This window comes from Blautia acetigignens (assembly GCF_025566865.1).
Taxonomy (GTDB): domain Bacteria; phylum Bacillota; class Clostridia; order Lachnospirales; family Lachnospiraceae; genus Blautia_A; species Blautia_A acetigignens.
In genome coordinates this window covers 46,805-62,634 of the sequence record NZ_JAOQJM010000007.1, presented here as the reverse complement: position 1 = coordinate 62,634, position 15,830 = coordinate 46,805, and the positions used below count along the sequence as shown (strand labels likewise).

The following is a 15,830-nucleotide window of genomic DNA, read 5'->3' as shown; positions in this document are numbered from 1 at the left end:
GCTATATGGCTTCAGCATATTTTCAGCATATTTTCCAGAGAAAACAGCTTATCTGAAGCAAGCAGATTTTCAAGAGCGTTCAGATTCAGGTCTGAATGCTCCAGTTCCCTGGAGAATCGGTAGCAGATGGAAATCTGGTCTCCCAGACAAAAAATGCGGCCGTTTTTCAGATAAGTGCCAATATCAAGCTCGTGAATCAGCAGGGTACAGATTACAGCCATTTTTATTTTGGCAAAAATTTCTTCATCATAAACTGCACCGCAGAAATAGGTGTAAATCCAGTACACAAGTAATTGCTCTTCCTGAATATTCCAGTTCGGATAGGCTTTTGAGAAATCGTCTTTGTGCTCCAAATAAGCTGGAGCAGATTTTCCGTAAAGAGCACTTAAGGCTTTATTTAAAAAATCATGCCATCCGGGTCTTAAAACTTCCATTTCCGGAACAATCGTTTTCCACATTTTTTTAAACAGCTGCTCTGGTGTATCCTTTTGATTTATATGTTGTTTTACTTTGTTTGAAAAACCTTCTCCGAATCCGGACGCTTTATGGCGCTGGCGGATATCTTCCCACTTAAAAAGTTCATTTTTGTCCAGGCAGCGCTGGAAGTCACTGGCAGCAGCCAGTATTTTCTGAAGACGAAGCTTCATAGGGATTTGCCGGTTCTGTACAATTTCCAGAAAGAAGTCGCGGGTATCCATAAGTGCCGTAAAAAGCAGGTAATCGAAATCCTCATAGGTTTCCTCAGGTACCGGAACCTCTGCAGTTTGGAAGGTGGTTTTTTCTTTTTTTCCAAGAAGGATGCGTGCAGCCTCCGGACAGGAAAGGGAAAGGGAATATTCCCGAAGTCCTTCAAATTCTTCAATATGCCGGGGGTATTTTCGGCAGGTATCGCACAGCATTTCTTTTCCGATTTCGCTGTAAATATCACAGAGATTCTTTTCATTTAAAAATGCACAGCGTCTGTGATACTGGTGGAAAACCTGCTCCTTCCAGTCAATGTCATTGTGAAGCCGTCCCCGGAAAGGCCCCTTTACACGGCGATATTTCTTCAGGCTTTTTTCATCAATGACAATTTGCCAGCCTGCACAGCAGGTATCGGGACAGACATCTGCAATGCAGATGAATTCTTTATAATAATCAGGTCTTGTAATTTGCATGGAAATCCTCCTGTTTTTATCATTGGTATAAACAGATATGCATCGCTATTATAAAATAAGGTGTAGGATTGTGCAAGAGTATGAGAGAATCTGGATTTTTTGTGAGGAATGTTGTTGACATTAATATAGTGGACTGTTAAACTGAAAATATCTATCTGAAGCTGTTGGACGAGGCGAGGATGCCGGAAACTGATAGTATCCGGAATTATGAAATGCTGTAAAATTTGAGAATAGAACGGGGGGGGGGGGGGTAAACCACACCTGCAGAGGAATATATACATGAGTGAAATGGTAACACAGCGAAGAAAGAAGATTCTTATTGCAGATGATTCTGAGATGAATCGAGATCTTCTGGCTGCAATTCTGGAAGATGAATATGATATTGTGCAGGCTAATGATGGTGTTAAGGCGGTAGATTATCTGCAGAAGCACGCAGAAGAGCTTTCTCTGGTGCTTCTGGATCTTGTTATGCCTCAGATGGACGGCTTTGAAGTACTTGCATATATGAACAAGGAACACTGGATTGATTATATTCCGGTAATTATTATTTCGGCAGAGGATTCGCCGGCATATATTAAGAGAGGCTATGATCTGGGAGTGACCGACTTTATAGGCAAGCCCTTTGATGGAAATATGGTTCGCCGGCGTTCTGCCAATGCGATTTTGCTGGGAGCAAAGCAGCGCCGAATGACAAGAATTGTAACGGATCAAATTTACGAAAGAGAGAAGATCAGCAAGCTGATGGTTAGCATTCTCTCTCATATTGTAGAATTTCGTAATGGCGAGAGCGGGCTTCATGTTCTGCACATTCAGGTGATCACAGACATGCTTCTGCGACATCTGGTACAGAAAGAACAAAACCCTTATGCTATCAGCAAAGAGCAAATCGGGCTGATCAGTACGGCATCTGCTCTTCATGATATTGGTAAAATTACCATTCCGGATGAGATTTTGAACAAGCCGGGCAGACTGACTGCTGAAGAATTTGCTGTTATGAAGGGGCATTCTATGGCCGGAGCCAATATGCTGGATCAGCTTCCTTTTGAACAGAAGGAAGAACCTCTTGTGAAGACAGCATATGAAATCTGTCGCTGGCATCATGAGCGTTATGACGGCGGCGGTTATCCGGATGGATTAAAGGAAGATGAAATACCGATTTCTGCTCAGGCTGTTTCTCTGGCTGATGTGTATGATGCGCTTACCAGCGAACGATGCTACAAGGCGGCTTATTCCCACGAGAAAGCGATTGAGATGATTCTGGCAGGACAGTGCGGTGCATTTAATCCGCTTCTATTGGAGTGCCTGTTGGATATTTCCGGTGCCCTGAAGCGGGAGATGAGCCTGAAATCCCATTCTCATCGCTATGACGGTACAAATATGGTGAACATAGCGAATCGTTTTCATGATTTTGAACTGGAATCTTCTGAGAAAATTGTTCAGCAGTTAGAATATGAGAGACAGAGTCTTGCTTTTCTGGCAGAAAATTCTGATAATATTATCTTTACATACACTGCTTCTCCACCGATTCTGAATATGAACAAAGCCGGGACCAAAAGAAGCGGGATTACGGAGCCGATACTTTCTCCGCTGTCCAATGATGCTCTTGGCGGACTTATTGAGAAAGGTTCTCTGAATCGCCTCACAAAGAAAATCAGGGAGGCAACCAGAGAGATGCCGCATGTGGTCAGCGATATCCGTTTTCTTGATGGCAGGACTCCGGAACGTTACCGCTGTGACTGCAAGGTAATATGGGCTTCTGAAGAGAATAATGAATATACTGGCGTGGTTGGCAAGCTAACAGATATTGATGCAGATTATAGTGTTGTAAGTGATGCAAAAGACATTGCTATAAAGCATGGACGCAGTGCTGCTTTCTCTAATTTTTATGACAGGTTCAAGGCGCAGGGATTTACGGTTTCCGGAGAAGAGGCCTGGGTTCTTCTTCAGTATCTGCAGATTACCTTTGATTTGGTCCGCTATGTGAATCCGATTACCAGAAAAATGATTCATGTAGAGAAGGATGGAAGAATATGGGAAACAGAATTTGACTGTTATGCAGTATGGAACTGTAAAGAGGGCTGCAGTAATTGCATTTCAGCATCTTGTGTGCGTACGAAAGAGCGTAAGATGAAAATCGAAGCGGCAGACAATGAGGCTTTTCAGGTTGTGTCCATGTATGTGGAAATTGAAGGGAAGCCGTGCTGCCTGGAACTAGTGGTTAAAATAGATGACACCTTTGTTCCTCAGGGATATTCCAAGGAAGAGATCCTTAGTTCTGTTCGTATTCATAAAGAAAATATGTATCTTGACCGGGTGACCGGTATATATAATAAATTCTATTACACAGAGAAGCTTTGCAGAATGGAAGCTGTTGCGGCGGTTGCTATGGCAGATATAAAGGACTTTAAGAGAATTAATGAGAACTTCGGGCACCAGACTGGAGATGATGTGCTTCGCAGAGTTGCCGGCGTAATCCATGATGCTGTTGGAGAAAACGGAGATGCACTGAGATATTCAGGGGACAATTTTGTGATGGTATTTTCAGATATTTCTAATGATAAATTTGAGGAAATTCTTGAAGATATCCGCAAAAATGTAGAATCCCTGGTATTTATGGAACTGCCTGGCGTGAAGCTGGAGCTTAATGTTTCAGGCGTATGCCGTCCAGGAAAGGTGGATGAGCTTCTTGATCAGGTGCGAATCTGATTTAATAGCTGTTTTGGGGCTTCATTATGTGAATAAAAAATTGCCAGAGTCATAAGATATATGACTCTGGCAATTTTTGTTATGTAAGAGGAAATTATGTCAGAATTTCATTTAGATTATGTCGCCTCTTTTAATGTATCCCGGAAGTGCCGGGTCAGAAACAACTTCTTTCACATGAAGAATCTTAGCCAGCTTGTCTACAACCTGGTTCTCTACATGTACGCCTTCTCCAATCTCTGCGCCTGCAAGTACAACGCTGTTTTTGATAACAGCACCCTTGTGGATGATGCAGCCACGACCGAGAATAGAGTTCTCAATAGTTCCCTCAACCTGGCAGCCATTGGAAACAACGGAATTGCGGATTTCTGCCGTGCCATAATAATGAGTCGGACAGGAATCGTTTGTACGTGTATAGATCGGCCACTCTGAATCAAACAGTGTCTGAGCAGTTTTGATGTTGATCAGATCCATATTTGCATCGTAGTAGCTCTGGAAATCGGTGATGGAAGCGAAGAATCCACGATGGGAAATTCCGCGGACATCCAGATCATTGTGAAGCTCATTGATAATATCTGTCAATGTAAAGGCTGAAGAAGTGGCTCTTGCCTTTTTGATCAGATCTACTAACAGATCCTTCTTCATGATATAGGTATCCATGAAGATATTACGGTTCTTGGCATTGCCGTGGTTTGGCTCAATGGAGAGAACACCCCTCTGTTTGTTCAGATTCAGGATATTACAGTTCAGGTAAGCTTCCTTAGCGTTGTCAACAGAATGATACAGTAAGGTGATATCTGCGCCTGAATCAATGTGCTGCGCGATCAGTGTGGAGAAATCAGCAGAGTATACCATATAATCCGGTGTAATGACAACATATTCATGATGCATTGCTTCAATGCATTCAAGGTTCTCATAGTAAGCTGCGATATCTGTATTATAGATGTCATTTCTCTTGGCAGTATCAGAGAAAAGAATCTGCAGTCTGCCGCTCTTGGAGTTAATATTATAATGACGGCCTGTACCAATGTGTGAAACAAGTGTACGAGGTTTTTCCTGTACGTAAATCTGGATACGGTCGATGTCACTGTTGCTCAGATTGGAAATCGGGAAGTCGATAACACGATATCTGCCCAGGAAGGAGAATGCTCCGATTGGACGGTAGTCTTCAAGTCCCTCTACTCTGATATTTTTGGATGATGAGTTTACAATTCCAAATGCCTTATACATATTATTCAGCCCCCTTTACACGTTTCGCAATAAGCTCGATGTGCTCGCTGTCTGCACTTCCTACCAGAGCACCCTTGCCTACAGTAATACCGTTGGCAACAAGAGCGCGTACTACAACAGCGCCGTCTTCCACAACAGCACCTGGCATAAGTACACTGTCAATTACTTTGGCACCGGGCCTTACCTTTGCGCCGGTAAAGATAACAGAATTGGTAACTTCACCCTCAATGATACAGCCCTGGGTTATGTATGCATTCTGAATCTTGGCTTCTGTACCGATATACTGCGGAAGGGCAGTTACATCCTCTGTATAGATAGTCCATGTACGGTCACTTAAGTCAAGCTCATTATCTGGGCTGAGAAGATCCATGTTTGCCTCCCAGAGGGAATCAATAGTTCCGACATCCTTCCAGTAGCCTTTGAAGCGGTAAGCAAAAAGCCTCTTGTCATCGCCAAGAAGAGTAGGGATAATATCCTTACCAAAGTCATGGCTGGACTCCGGATTCTTCATATCTGCAAGGAGAAGCCTGCGAAGAAGCTTCCAGTTAAAAATATAAATACCCATAGAAGCAAGATTGCTCTGTGGTACAGGTGGTTTCTCAACAAATTCTGTGATACGGTCTGTCTCGCCGTCAGTATTCATAATACCGAAACGGCTGGCTTCTTTAAGAGGAACTTCAATAACTGCAATTGTAGCATCTGCCTGTCTCTCTTTGTGATAAGCAAGCATCTTGTCATAGTTCATTTTATAAATATGGTCGCCGGAGAGAACAAGAAGATACTCTGGAGCGTATTGATCTATAAAATCGATATTCTGGGAAATCGCGTCGGCTGTTCCGCGGTATACGTCAAGTCCGGCATCTGCTTTCTCACGGGGCGGAAGTACATATACGCCACTGTCCTTGGAATCCAGTCCCCAACGTCTGCCTGCTGCAACATAGCTGTTCAGTTCTACTGACTCATACTGGGTCAGTACGCCGACTACATCAATGCCGCTGTTGGCGCAGTTACTGAGGGGAAAGTCAACGATACGGTATTTCCCGCCATAGGAAACTGCCGGTTTAGCCACTTTGTTGGTAAGATCGTGAAGACGGCTGCCACGGCCGCCAGCCAGAATCATTGCTAACATACTGTTCTGTTTCATGGTGAACCCTCACTTTCATTTCTTTGAGATATATTATACAATCTTTACACAAAAAATTCAATTTTTTTGTGCAAAAAAACCGTAAAAATCAGATGAAATTTAGCTAAATTTTCATTGGTAATTCTGTAAACTTTTCACAGCATCTATATCTTCTGAGGTTACTTTCATGTTGGAAGTAAAGGTTTTGCCGTCAGGAGAGGTGATTTGTACTTCGATTATAGTTCCTTCCGGGATTCCGGCCTGCTGTACAGCTGAAAGAAACTGAGGAAATTTGGGATGTCGTTTGGTAAAGGCACTCCAGAGATTTTTTAATTCCAGTAATTTCATTGGGTTGATTGCCATATTCTGATCCTCCTATCGGGTCTGATTAGGTGTTTATTGTTTCGAGCTAAGAATGTGATCCGATACAAAACAGTATATCAGAAAAAAATTATACTGCAAATACTCAGGGGGAAATTACCACGAATATTTTGGAACTGAAATGGAATTCTGGAGCAAATGGAAAAAGAATTTGAGAAATACAACGATCATCCGGTTGAAATGTGAAAAAATGTAAAAACAGAAGGAATTTCAGGTAAAATCATGCCTTGTCCCGGAGTATTATTTCATTTATAATTATAACTATAAGGTTTTATAAAAAACAACAGAAAAGGATATATTATGAACGTATTTGATATTTTAGGTCCTGTTATGATTGGTCCTTCCAGCTCACACACAGCAGGGGCAGCCAGAATTGGTCTTGTGACCAGGGCTCTGCTTGGGAAAACTCCGGTGAAGGCGCATATCTTTTTGCACGGTTCCTTTGCGAAAACCTATAAAGGACACGGAACGGATAAGGCACTGGTGGCAGGAATCCTGGGGATGCAGACCGATGACGAGCGCATTCGTTTTTCCCTGGATGTAGCGAAGCGGGAAGGCCTGGAAATTCAGATTGAAACCGGAGAACTGGAAGATGCCCACCCCAATACGGCGGAAATCACCCTGACAGCCGAAGACGGGGAAAAGGTGTCTTTGCGGGGCAGCAGTATCGGCGGAGGTAATATTCTGATCACCCGAGTGAATGGAATGGAGGTTTCCCTTACCGGGCAGAATCCGGCGCTGATCGTTCTTCATAAAGATGCGCCTGGAACCATTGCGGCCGTGACCGAGATCATGGCGGAATATGGTGCCAATATCTGCAGTTTCCATCTGGCGCGGGAAGCCAAGGGAGGTCTGGCAGTCATGACCATCGAGAGCGACAGTTGCTTAGGCCCGGACTTAAATGAGAAGATCAATCAGCTGGAAAATATTTATTCCAGTACTTTGCTTGAGCGCGTTTAAATAATCATTTCTGCAATCTGTATGGTTTGTTTTGTAGCATATTTTGCAGAAGGTTTAAGCGGAATCGTATGAAAAGGAGACCCTCATCGTGGAATTAAACTACCATTCAATAGAAGCCCTGTTAAATGCAGCTAAAGAAAATAACTGCCGCCTGTCCCAGTTGGTCCTTACTCAGCAGGCAGAGCAGATGGAGCTGCCGGAGCAGGAAATATATGAAAAAATGCGGCAGAATTATCAGGTTATGGCATCCTGCATCCAGCCAGGAAGCGCCCCGGACCTGAAAAGTACCAGCGGACTTACCGGCGGCGATGCCTACCGCATGCGTACTGCCGTAGAACAGGGGAAAAACCTGACCGGCCCTCTTCTTGGCGGCGCTCTCTACCGTGCCCTTGCAGTATCGGAATTAAATGCTTCCATGGGAAGAATCGTGGCGGCGCCTACAGCCGGAAGCTGCGGAATCGTGCCGGCAGCAGTGCTGACCATGCAGGAGCAGTACAAGCTTACAGAGAGGGAATGCGTCATGTCCCTTTTTACTGCATCCGCAGTGGGAATGGTAATCGCCAATAATGCTTCCCTTGCAGGAGCCCAGGGCGGCTGCCAGGCAGAGTGCGGCTCTGCTTCCGCTATGGCGGCAGCTGCAATCGTGGAACTGGCTGGCGGTGCCCCGGACATGATCGGTTCTGCAATTGCCACAGCGCTGAAAAATATTCTGGGCCTTGTATGTGACCCGGTAGCAGGCCTTGTGGAAATTCCCTGCATCAAGCGAAACGCCTCCGGAGTGGCTGGCGCTTTCGTGGCAGCTGAGCTTGCCCTTGCAGGAATCCGAAGTGCCATTCCGGCAGATGAAGTAATCTGGTCTATGAAAAAGGTGGGAGATGTTATGCCTGCCGCCCTGAAGGAAACTGCCGAAGGCGGCCTTGCCGCCACCCCAACCGGAAAAATGCTGCACGGGCAGGTATTTGGGGAGTAAAACCGGGAAAGCACACAGGGAAATATTGCAAAATGTTAAAAAACTGTTCCAAAAATTACAAAAGTATGTTATCCTTTATTCATAAAATTTTTACAGGGTGACGGAAATGAGAAAGAATTCGAAAGAAAATACGAAGGAACAGGAAATCCCATATTCGTATCTGATAGATAATATAAAGATATTGCTGATATTTCTTGTTGTTTTTAACCATATTATAGCGTTCCAGCTGGTGAAAGAGGACGAAGTCGTCCGCTTCATCTGGTACGGAATCACCATATTCCACATGCCGGCTTTTATTTTTGTTTCCGGATATCTTTCCAAGAAGCCGCAGGACGTATTAAAGAACGTGAAGAACCTGCTGATTCCCTATATTCTGGGCTACACGCTCACATGGGCGTCACAGATCTGGCTGGGAAACCGCATGGATTTCGAGCTGCTCAGACCATCCGGAACCGTTATGTGGTATGTGCTGGCGCTGTTTGCCTACCGCCTCACCATTGAGGCATTTGGCAGAATCCGTTTTATTGTGCCTCTCAGCATTGTTTTTGCACTGTGGGCAGGAACCAGGGCAGAGTTCAGTACCTTTTTATCAGCGTCCCGAATCGTAGTATTTTTCCCGTTCTTTGCAGCGGGCTATTTGTGGAAAAGTGAATACACCAGGGCAATCCGTAAGTTTAAAGGCAAGATCGTAATACCGCTGTTTGCTTTTATCCTTCTGTTTGTTGCCACCAATTACATGATCGGCAACAATATTCCGGTAGCCATTTTCCGTGGAAATCATTCCTATCTGGGAAGCGGCATGGACGATGTGGAAGGAATGGTAGTAAGGGGAATGATGTACCTGATTTCCTTTATTATTATTTTCGCATTGCTGGTACTGATGCCGGACAAGAAGCATCCTTTCATTTTTATAGGAAGGAACACAATGGGAATTTATTTTTTCCATTATCCGATCATGATCGTGATGAACGGGCTTCTGCTCCTGAATATTCCGCAGTTGCTGAATGTGTGGGCTTTACTTGGCGTCTCCTTGATATTTGTGCTGGTTCTGGGATGTCCGCCAGTGAACTGGCTGTATAATAATGTGCTCAGCCTGCTTACCTTCCTTATTTTCAAAAGAGAAAAGAAAGAAGAGGAGGACGAAGAAGTACTGGAAGATGAGTACGACAACAAAAATCAGGAAGATAAATTTGCAAAGCTTGCAGAACGGCGAATGGCAATTGATGAGCTTGCCGCCATGCTGGACGCAGAAGACAGTGAAGAACATAAAGAGTATGAGCAACATGAATTGTATGAAGAGCATGGAGAACATGAAGAAGGACAGTCCTGACGGATTGTCTTTCTTTGACAGGAGAGAATATTATGAAGCGAGTGATCACTTATGGAACCTTTGATCTGTTTCACGAGGGCCATTATAATATTTTAAAAAGAGCCAAAGCGCTGGGCGATTATCTGATCGTGGGCGTAACCAGCGAGAGTTATGACATTGAGCGCGGCAAGCTGAATGTGCGTGACAGTCTTCTGAAAAGAATTGAAAACGTGCGGCGCACCGGTTTTGCAGACGAGATTATCATAGAAGAGTATCAGGGACAGAAGCTCAGTGATATTATTAAGTACAAGGTGGATCTGCTTGTGCTCGGCTCTGACTGGCGGGGCAAATTTGATTATCTGAAGGATTACTGCGATGTGAAGTATCTGGAGCGGACCAAGAACATTTCCAGCACCAAACTTCGGGGCGAAGGAAGCACCTACACGGTAGGCGTGGTTACAGATGACGATGAGGACAGTGGTATTGTATGGGAGACGAAATATGTCAGCGGTCTTCATGTAGAATGTGTTTTTTCCGAGAATGAAGATGCGGCCAGGTCCTTCTGCGACAAATACGAGCTGGATTCCTATTACTGCGTGGAAGCCCAGACCAGCGAGTGGGAGCCAGGCTTTGACTGCTTTTTGTCCCAGGTAGATATTGTATACATTAAGACAAAGCAGGCGAAGCGGGAGCTTTATATCAGGAAAGCTTTGGAGAGCGGAAAGCATGTGATCAGCGATGCTCCTATGACTGGGAACAAGGAGAAGCTGAAGGAGCTTTTCGCCCTTGCTGCGAAGAACAAGGTGCTGCTGGTTGAGAAGATTACGCTGGTTTATCTGCGTGCCTTTAATCAGCTGGTATGGCAGACCCACAGTGCTCTTGTGGGTGAGATCGTAAGTGTGAAATGTTCCATTTCCCAGGATCACTTTGAAGGCGGCAGAAGCTTTTCGGAGACGGCGGTGCAGCCATTGTGTGCGATCATCAAGATCCTTGGGAAAAATTATCTGGAAGTAAAATCCAATGTGGTGAAGGATAAAGCGGGAAATTGTATTTATGATATGATCACCATGCGGTATCCAGATGCCCTTGCCACCATTGAAATCGGTACTACAGTAGATGTGGAGGATGAGTTTGTGGTGATCGGTACCAAAGGCCGTGTGACCATTCCCAATGACTGGTGGAACACCGGATATTTCGAAGCGAAGATTGATGACAGCAAGGGACTGAAACGATACTGCTTTAACTTTGAGGGCAACGGGCTTCGGTACCTTCTGCAGGAACTGCTGATTATGATTAGTGACGAGAGAACAGAGTGTACCCGCCTTTTTAATGAGGAATCTGAGACGCTGGCGGACATTCTGGAAATAATAAATCAGAGGGGATAAAAATGACAGAGAAACAGGAACGTCTGCTGCAGCTTTTGGGCGAGTTTGCCCGGATCTGCAGGGAAAATGATCTGAAATACGTGACTGCGGAAAAGACGGCTCTTGGCGTGATGCAAAGAGGCGGCTTCCTTCCGGGAGACGATACGGTGACTGTTTATATGCCGGCAGAGGACTGGCATAAGCTGATGAATCTGGCAGGAACTGTGCTTGAGGCAAACCGCACTCTTTTGTGCCTGGAAAGTGACAGCAGCTTCGGCAGTGTTGGTGCGGCATATGCATCTACGGACCGCTGTGCCCTGCGCAGGCATCAGATTATGGGAAACGGATGTGCAGGAGAACGCATTGATGTGTTTTTGCTGGACCCTGTTTCAGCGGATAAGGAAGAATATGAGAAATATTGTGCCGATTTGATGGTATATGCAGATCTTGCAGACCCGGGGCAGGTGTACGGCGACCGATGGGAAATTTCCGGGGCTGCCTATAAACGGGGGCTTCTTTCCTGTCAGGTTACGGGGAAAGACCGCGTGCTGAAGAAGCTGGAAGAGAATTTGCAGGTGCATGAAACAGAAGAATGCCCGCGCTATGCGGTGCGCTCAGGGGAGGTTCCTTTCCTTTTGGAAAAGGATATGCTTTTTCCTGCAAAAGAAAAAGATTTCCAGGGCATTCCGGTAATGGTGCCGGGGCAGATCTGCCAGTATCTCATAGAATGGTATGGAGATGAATGGTCCTGTTTTTCAGATTATGAAAAGCCGGAATCCCAGGAAATGGCTGAGGTAGAGGGTTTGTCAGATCAGGAGTTTCGCAAGGATTATATGCCAGGTATCCGCAAGGGAAAGCTTCTGAGATCCTGTACCGGACAAAAAGTACACGTTTTGTCCAGTGCCAAAAAGGAACATCAGCTGAGGGAGAACAATGCTCAGATTCTGGGAAGTGACACGAAAATGGCGCTGGAAAACCAGATCCAGAAGTGCGGACAGAGCATAAAGAGCCTTCTGGAACAGCCGGATTTCCAGAAATTAAGCGAAATTTTTTCGGAATATTACAAGGTACAGTTGAGCGAAGAGTTTATTGGACGAAAAGCTCTTAAAGGGCTTTATGAATTTTATCATCCTGTGCTGATGGAGATTGGTGCGGAGAATTTTTATGCGGCAGTGCTTACGCTTGTGTATAAGGAGCAGATCGGCAGAGCGAAAAGACTGCTGGAGATTCGGGAACAGACAGGTGCGCTCTCCCCGGAAGCGGCACAGCTGAAGGCAAATCTGGAGATTTTTGAAAAAGCAGTATCTGATTATGAGTGCAGGCATTTCCAGGAGGCGGAGGATGCACTGGAGCCGCTTTTGGAGCGCTATCCCAAGGTTCCGGGCTTTATGAAACTGAAGAGCCGCTTCCTTATGGAACATGCCCGCAATGGAATTGAGCGGGTGGAAGCGGAGCTTTATATGGATGAAGCCTTGCGTATTTTCCCGGAGGACGGATATTTCCTGAAATACAAAGGGGAACTGCAATGGATGCTGGGAAAATGTGCGGATGCGCTGGAAATTTTCGCAGATGCCCGTGAGCACACGGACAATCAGGTGGTTCTGCATGAACTGGACCAGTTCCTGACACCATACTGTAAGGAAACCGTCAATACCTGTCAGATGCTTCTGGACGCAGGACAAAAAGACGGGGCAAAGAGGCTGATTGAGCTTTGGGGCAGGCTTTTGCCGGGAAATCTGCGGATTCAGGAGTGCTATGACCTGGTTCGCGTCAGCACGGCGAAGACCTATACAGAGATGGAAGCCGTGGCTGAGAAAATTATGGAACAGATTCAGAAGGATGGAAGGGGTGCGTCTGGCGCGGAGAAGGGCAAGGAACGTTACAGAGCTGCCCTGACCAGAGCATGGGAGCGTCTGGGCTATCCCAAAGAACTAGCGCAGATTCGCACAGATCTTATTTTTACCAAAGAGACTGGTGATATGGAGTGGCTGGCGGAGAAAGCCAAGGACTGCCAGATCCGCAAGGAGAAACGTGCCCAGGTATATAAGCTGATCGGTGATATCAAAAGAAAACAGGGCCAGACAGATGCGGCCTTTGACAATTATAAGAAAGCAGTGGACTGCGGCGGAAAAGGTTATGTGAACATTGAGCTTTACCGGATCTTTTTCGCAGATCTTCTGGAAGGCAGCAAACGGGCTGCGGCATACGCAAAGGTTCTGGATGCTTCCGAATATCTGGATCACTGGCTGGGCAGATATGGCAGCACAGAGGAGCTGCAGCAGCTTGTGAAGGAACTGGCCGGAAATAGTCAGTATCTGAAGATCGCAAAGGAGAATCACCTGGAAAAAACGGTGCCGCAGACCGCGGAGCAGGAAAACAGAAAAGAAAGCTATCTGGACCGCAGCTGGGATTATGTGAAATTCTGCGCGTCCAAGATCGCTCTTGAGAAAGAATACCTGGAAAACAAAGATTGTATCATTAATTTATATAAGAATAAAGACTATCCGGCTCTTGAGAAGATGTTTGCCCGGTATACAGAGGCAACGGTGAAGAGCATGGAAACGGATGAGGTTTTTGTTCCGGACGAGGAACTGCAGCATATTTTTGTGGATGTGCTGGAGAAAACCGGAAATGTGAAGCTGAAAAAGAAAGTGGAAAAATACTGGAAATAAAGAAAGGCAGACCAAATGAAAGTAACAGATTATATTGTGGAATTTCTTCAGAGAAAAGGGATTCATGATTTCTTCGGATATCAGGGAACCATGATCGCCCATCTGGTAGATTCCATTGAGAAAAATCCCAATACCAGAAGTCATTCCAGCTACAATGAGCAGGGCGCTTCTTTTGCTGCCTGCGGATATGCCCAGGCAGGAGAAAAATGTGCCTGCGCTTATGCCACCAGCGGACCCGGTGCAGTGAATCTGATTTCTGGAATTGCAGACGCATATTTTGATTCCCTTCCGGTGATTTTTCTTACCGGACAGCTGAACACCTATGAATACTCCGGAATCCCCGGGCTGAGGCAGCAGGGATTCCAGGAAATCGACATTGTGGCCATGACCAGACCTGTGACCAAATATGCAGTGCAGATCCGTGAGGATGAAGATATTGTAAAAGAACTGAACAAAGCATGGCATATTGCGAATACAGGACGAAAGGGACCCGTACTGATTGACCTTCCCATGAACATTCAGCGCGGGGATGTGAAGAACCCGGTTTATGAGATGAGCCTGGAAAATATAAACCTGGGTGATGTGAATTCGGAAAAATTAGAGATGGAAGAGCTGGGCCAGATGGATATGCGCTCAGAAAAAATAGGATCAAAGGAATCTGGGGCGAAAATCGAAAATTCCGGAATTGCAGAGACTGCGTTATTTAATGTATCTGCTGATGTGAAGGAATGCGCAGCTGCCATCCGCAGTGCCCTTCAGGAAGCGAAGCGCCCGGTAATCATGCTGGGCCACGGCGTCAGCGACAAGGCAGTTCGCGAAGAACTGTTTGCCCTTGCCCGCCAGTGGAAGATCCCGGTAATCACAAGCGTGCTGGAAATGTCCGCACTATCCTGGGACGATCCGCTGAACTTCGGCTGTATCGGCGGCGCTTACGGCCACCGCTACGCCAACATGATCGCCAATGCCAAAAGTGACCTTCTGATCTGTCTTGGCATTTCCCTCTGCACCCGCCAGATTGGCACCAAGGTGCATGAGTTTGCAAAAGGCGCGAAGATTATTCGTGCGGATATTGACTCTTATAATCTGCGGAGAAACATTCACGAAAACGGAACGAACGAACTGAAATTCTGCGTGGACGCAGCAGATGTGATTCATATGTTAGCTGGTTGGACAGGAAATGAAACAGGCGTTTCAATAAACAGAACTGGTGAGGCAGAAATTCATAGTTGGAATCTGGCACACCTTGATTTCACAGAATGGCTTTCTGTGTGTACAGACATCCGCAGTTCTTTAAGAGCTGTGGACGACGCAATTCCGGAACGTTATCCCAACCGTATGATCGCAGATTTAAGTGATCTGCTTGCAGACACTTCCGCAGTAGCAATTGACGTGGGACAGCACATGGTATGGAGCTATCAGTCCTTCCACAACCAGAAGAACCAGAAGCTTCTTTTCTCCGGCGGACATGGTGCCATGGGCTATGCCCTTCCTGCAGCCATCGGCGCCCATTACGCCACTGGAAAGCCAGTAGCCTGCATCTGTGGAGACGGTGCATTCCAGATGAATATTCAGGAATTAGAATGGGTGAAGCGTGAGAATCTTCCTATTACCATGATCGTAATGAACAACCACGCTCTTGGAATGATCCGCCACCTGCAGCGTGACTACTTTGAGCAGGTATATGCAGACACTGCAGAAGGAACCGGATTCTCTTCCTGTAACTTTGCAGAAGTAGCCAGAGCATACGGTCTGACCAGTACCTGTATGGAAGCAGAAGCAGTGAAGGATAATGCTGCCGGTTTCTTCTGCAGCACAATTGCCCCACGCCTTCTTGAAATCCTTCTGGAGCCTGGAACCTACGCCTACCCAAAAACCTGCCTTGGGGAGCCCATCCACAACCAGCAGCCATACATTCCAAAGGAGATTTATAACAGACTGATGAGTCTTTAAAGAAAGGACAC

General features: G+C 45.9%; 11 protein-coding genes. 7 read left to right on the top strand and 4 right to left on the bottom strand.

Annotated features, from left to right (window positions below):
* Nucleotides 1-11: 11 nt before the first annotated feature.
* Nucleotides 12-1,157, bottom strand: a complete 1,146-nt coding sequence (fliB, locus tag OCV70_RS10215) for a flagellin lysine-N-methylase (RefSeq protein WP_262579681.1) — start codon at nucleotides 1,155-1,157, stop codon at nucleotides 12-14.
* Nucleotides 1,158-1,436: 279 nt separating this feature from the next.
* Between fliB and OCV70_RS20165 the strand changes: the two genes are divergently transcribed.
* A complete protein-coding gene (locus OCV70_RS20165) occupies nucleotides 1,437-3,863 on the top strand; it encodes an HD domain-containing phosphohydrolase (RefSeq protein ID WP_262579680.1) in 2,427 nt (808 codons plus the stop codon).
* A gap of 111 nt (nucleotides 3,864-3,974) precedes the next feature.
* Here the strand turns inward: OCV70_RS20165 and glgD are convergent, their stop codons facing one another.
* From glgD to OCV70_RS10195, 3 genes are all read right to left on the bottom strand, one after another.
* The gene (glgD, locus tag OCV70_RS10205; RefSeq protein ID WP_117852917.1) at nucleotides 3,975-5,090 is read right to left on the bottom strand and encodes a glucose-1-phosphate adenylyltransferase subunit GlgD; all 1,116 of its coding nucleotides are present in this window, start codon (nucleotides 5,088-5,090) and stop codon (nucleotides 3,975-3,977) included.
* 1 nt (nucleotide 5,091) lies between these two features.
* Complete coding sequence (locus OCV70_RS10200; RefSeq protein WP_117852920.1) at nucleotides 5,092-6,234, bottom strand: glucose-1-phosphate adenylyltransferase; 1,143 nt, start codon at nucleotides 6,232-6,234, stop codon at nucleotides 5,092-5,094.
* Nucleotides 6,235-6,345: 111 nt separating this feature from the next.
* Nucleotides 6,346-6,576, bottom strand: coding sequence for a hypothetical protein (locus OCV70_RS10195; protein WP_243000239.1), 231 nt, complete (start codon nucleotides 6,574-6,576; stop codon nucleotides 6,346-6,348).
* A gap of 318 nt (nucleotides 6,577-6,894) precedes the next feature.
* Here OCV70_RS10195 and sdaAB point away from each other — a divergent pair, with 318 nt between their 5' ends.
* From sdaAB to OCV70_RS10165, 6 genes are all read left to right on the top strand, one after another.
* A complete protein-coding gene (gene sdaAB / locus OCV70_RS10190; RefSeq protein ID WP_117852923.1) occupies nucleotides 6,895-7,554 on the top strand; it encodes an L-serine ammonia-lyase, iron-sulfur-dependent subunit beta in 660 nt (219 codons plus the stop codon).
* Between the two features lie 88 nt (nucleotides 7,555-7,642).
* Nucleotides 7,643-8,524, top strand: a complete 882-nt coding sequence (sdaAA, locus tag OCV70_RS10185; RefSeq protein WP_021925632.1) for an L-serine ammonia-lyase, iron-sulfur-dependent, subunit alpha — start codon at nucleotides 7,643-7,645, stop codon at nucleotides 8,522-8,524.
* Between the two features lie 106 nt (nucleotides 8,525-8,630).
* Entirely contained in the window at nucleotides 8,631-9,854 is a 1,224-nt protein-coding gene (locus OCV70_RS10180; RefSeq protein ID WP_262579679.1) for an acyltransferase family protein, read from the top strand.
* Nucleotides 9,855-9,886: 32 nt separating this feature from the next.
* Nucleotides 9,887-11,218 carry an adenylyltransferase/cytidyltransferase family protein gene (locus OCV70_RS10175; protein ID WP_262579678.1) on the top strand — a complete coding sequence of 444 codons (1,332 nt, stop codon included), beginning with the start codon at nucleotides 9,887-9,889 and terminating at the stop codon, nucleotides 11,216-11,218.
* Between the two features lie 2 nt (nucleotides 11,219-11,220).
* A complete protein-coding gene (locus OCV70_RS10170; protein ID WP_262579677.1) occupies nucleotides 11,221-13,869 on the top strand; it encodes a LicD family protein in 2,649 nt (882 codons plus the stop codon).
* 15 nt (nucleotides 13,870-13,884) lie between these two features.
* Nucleotides 13,885-15,819 carry a thiamine pyrophosphate-binding protein gene (locus OCV70_RS10165; RefSeq protein WP_186900828.1) on the top strand — a complete coding sequence of 645 codons (1,935 nt, stop codon included), beginning with the start codon at nucleotides 13,885-13,887 and terminating at the stop codon, nucleotides 15,817-15,819.
* The last annotated feature ends 11 nt before the right edge of the window (nucleotides 15,820-15,830 follow it).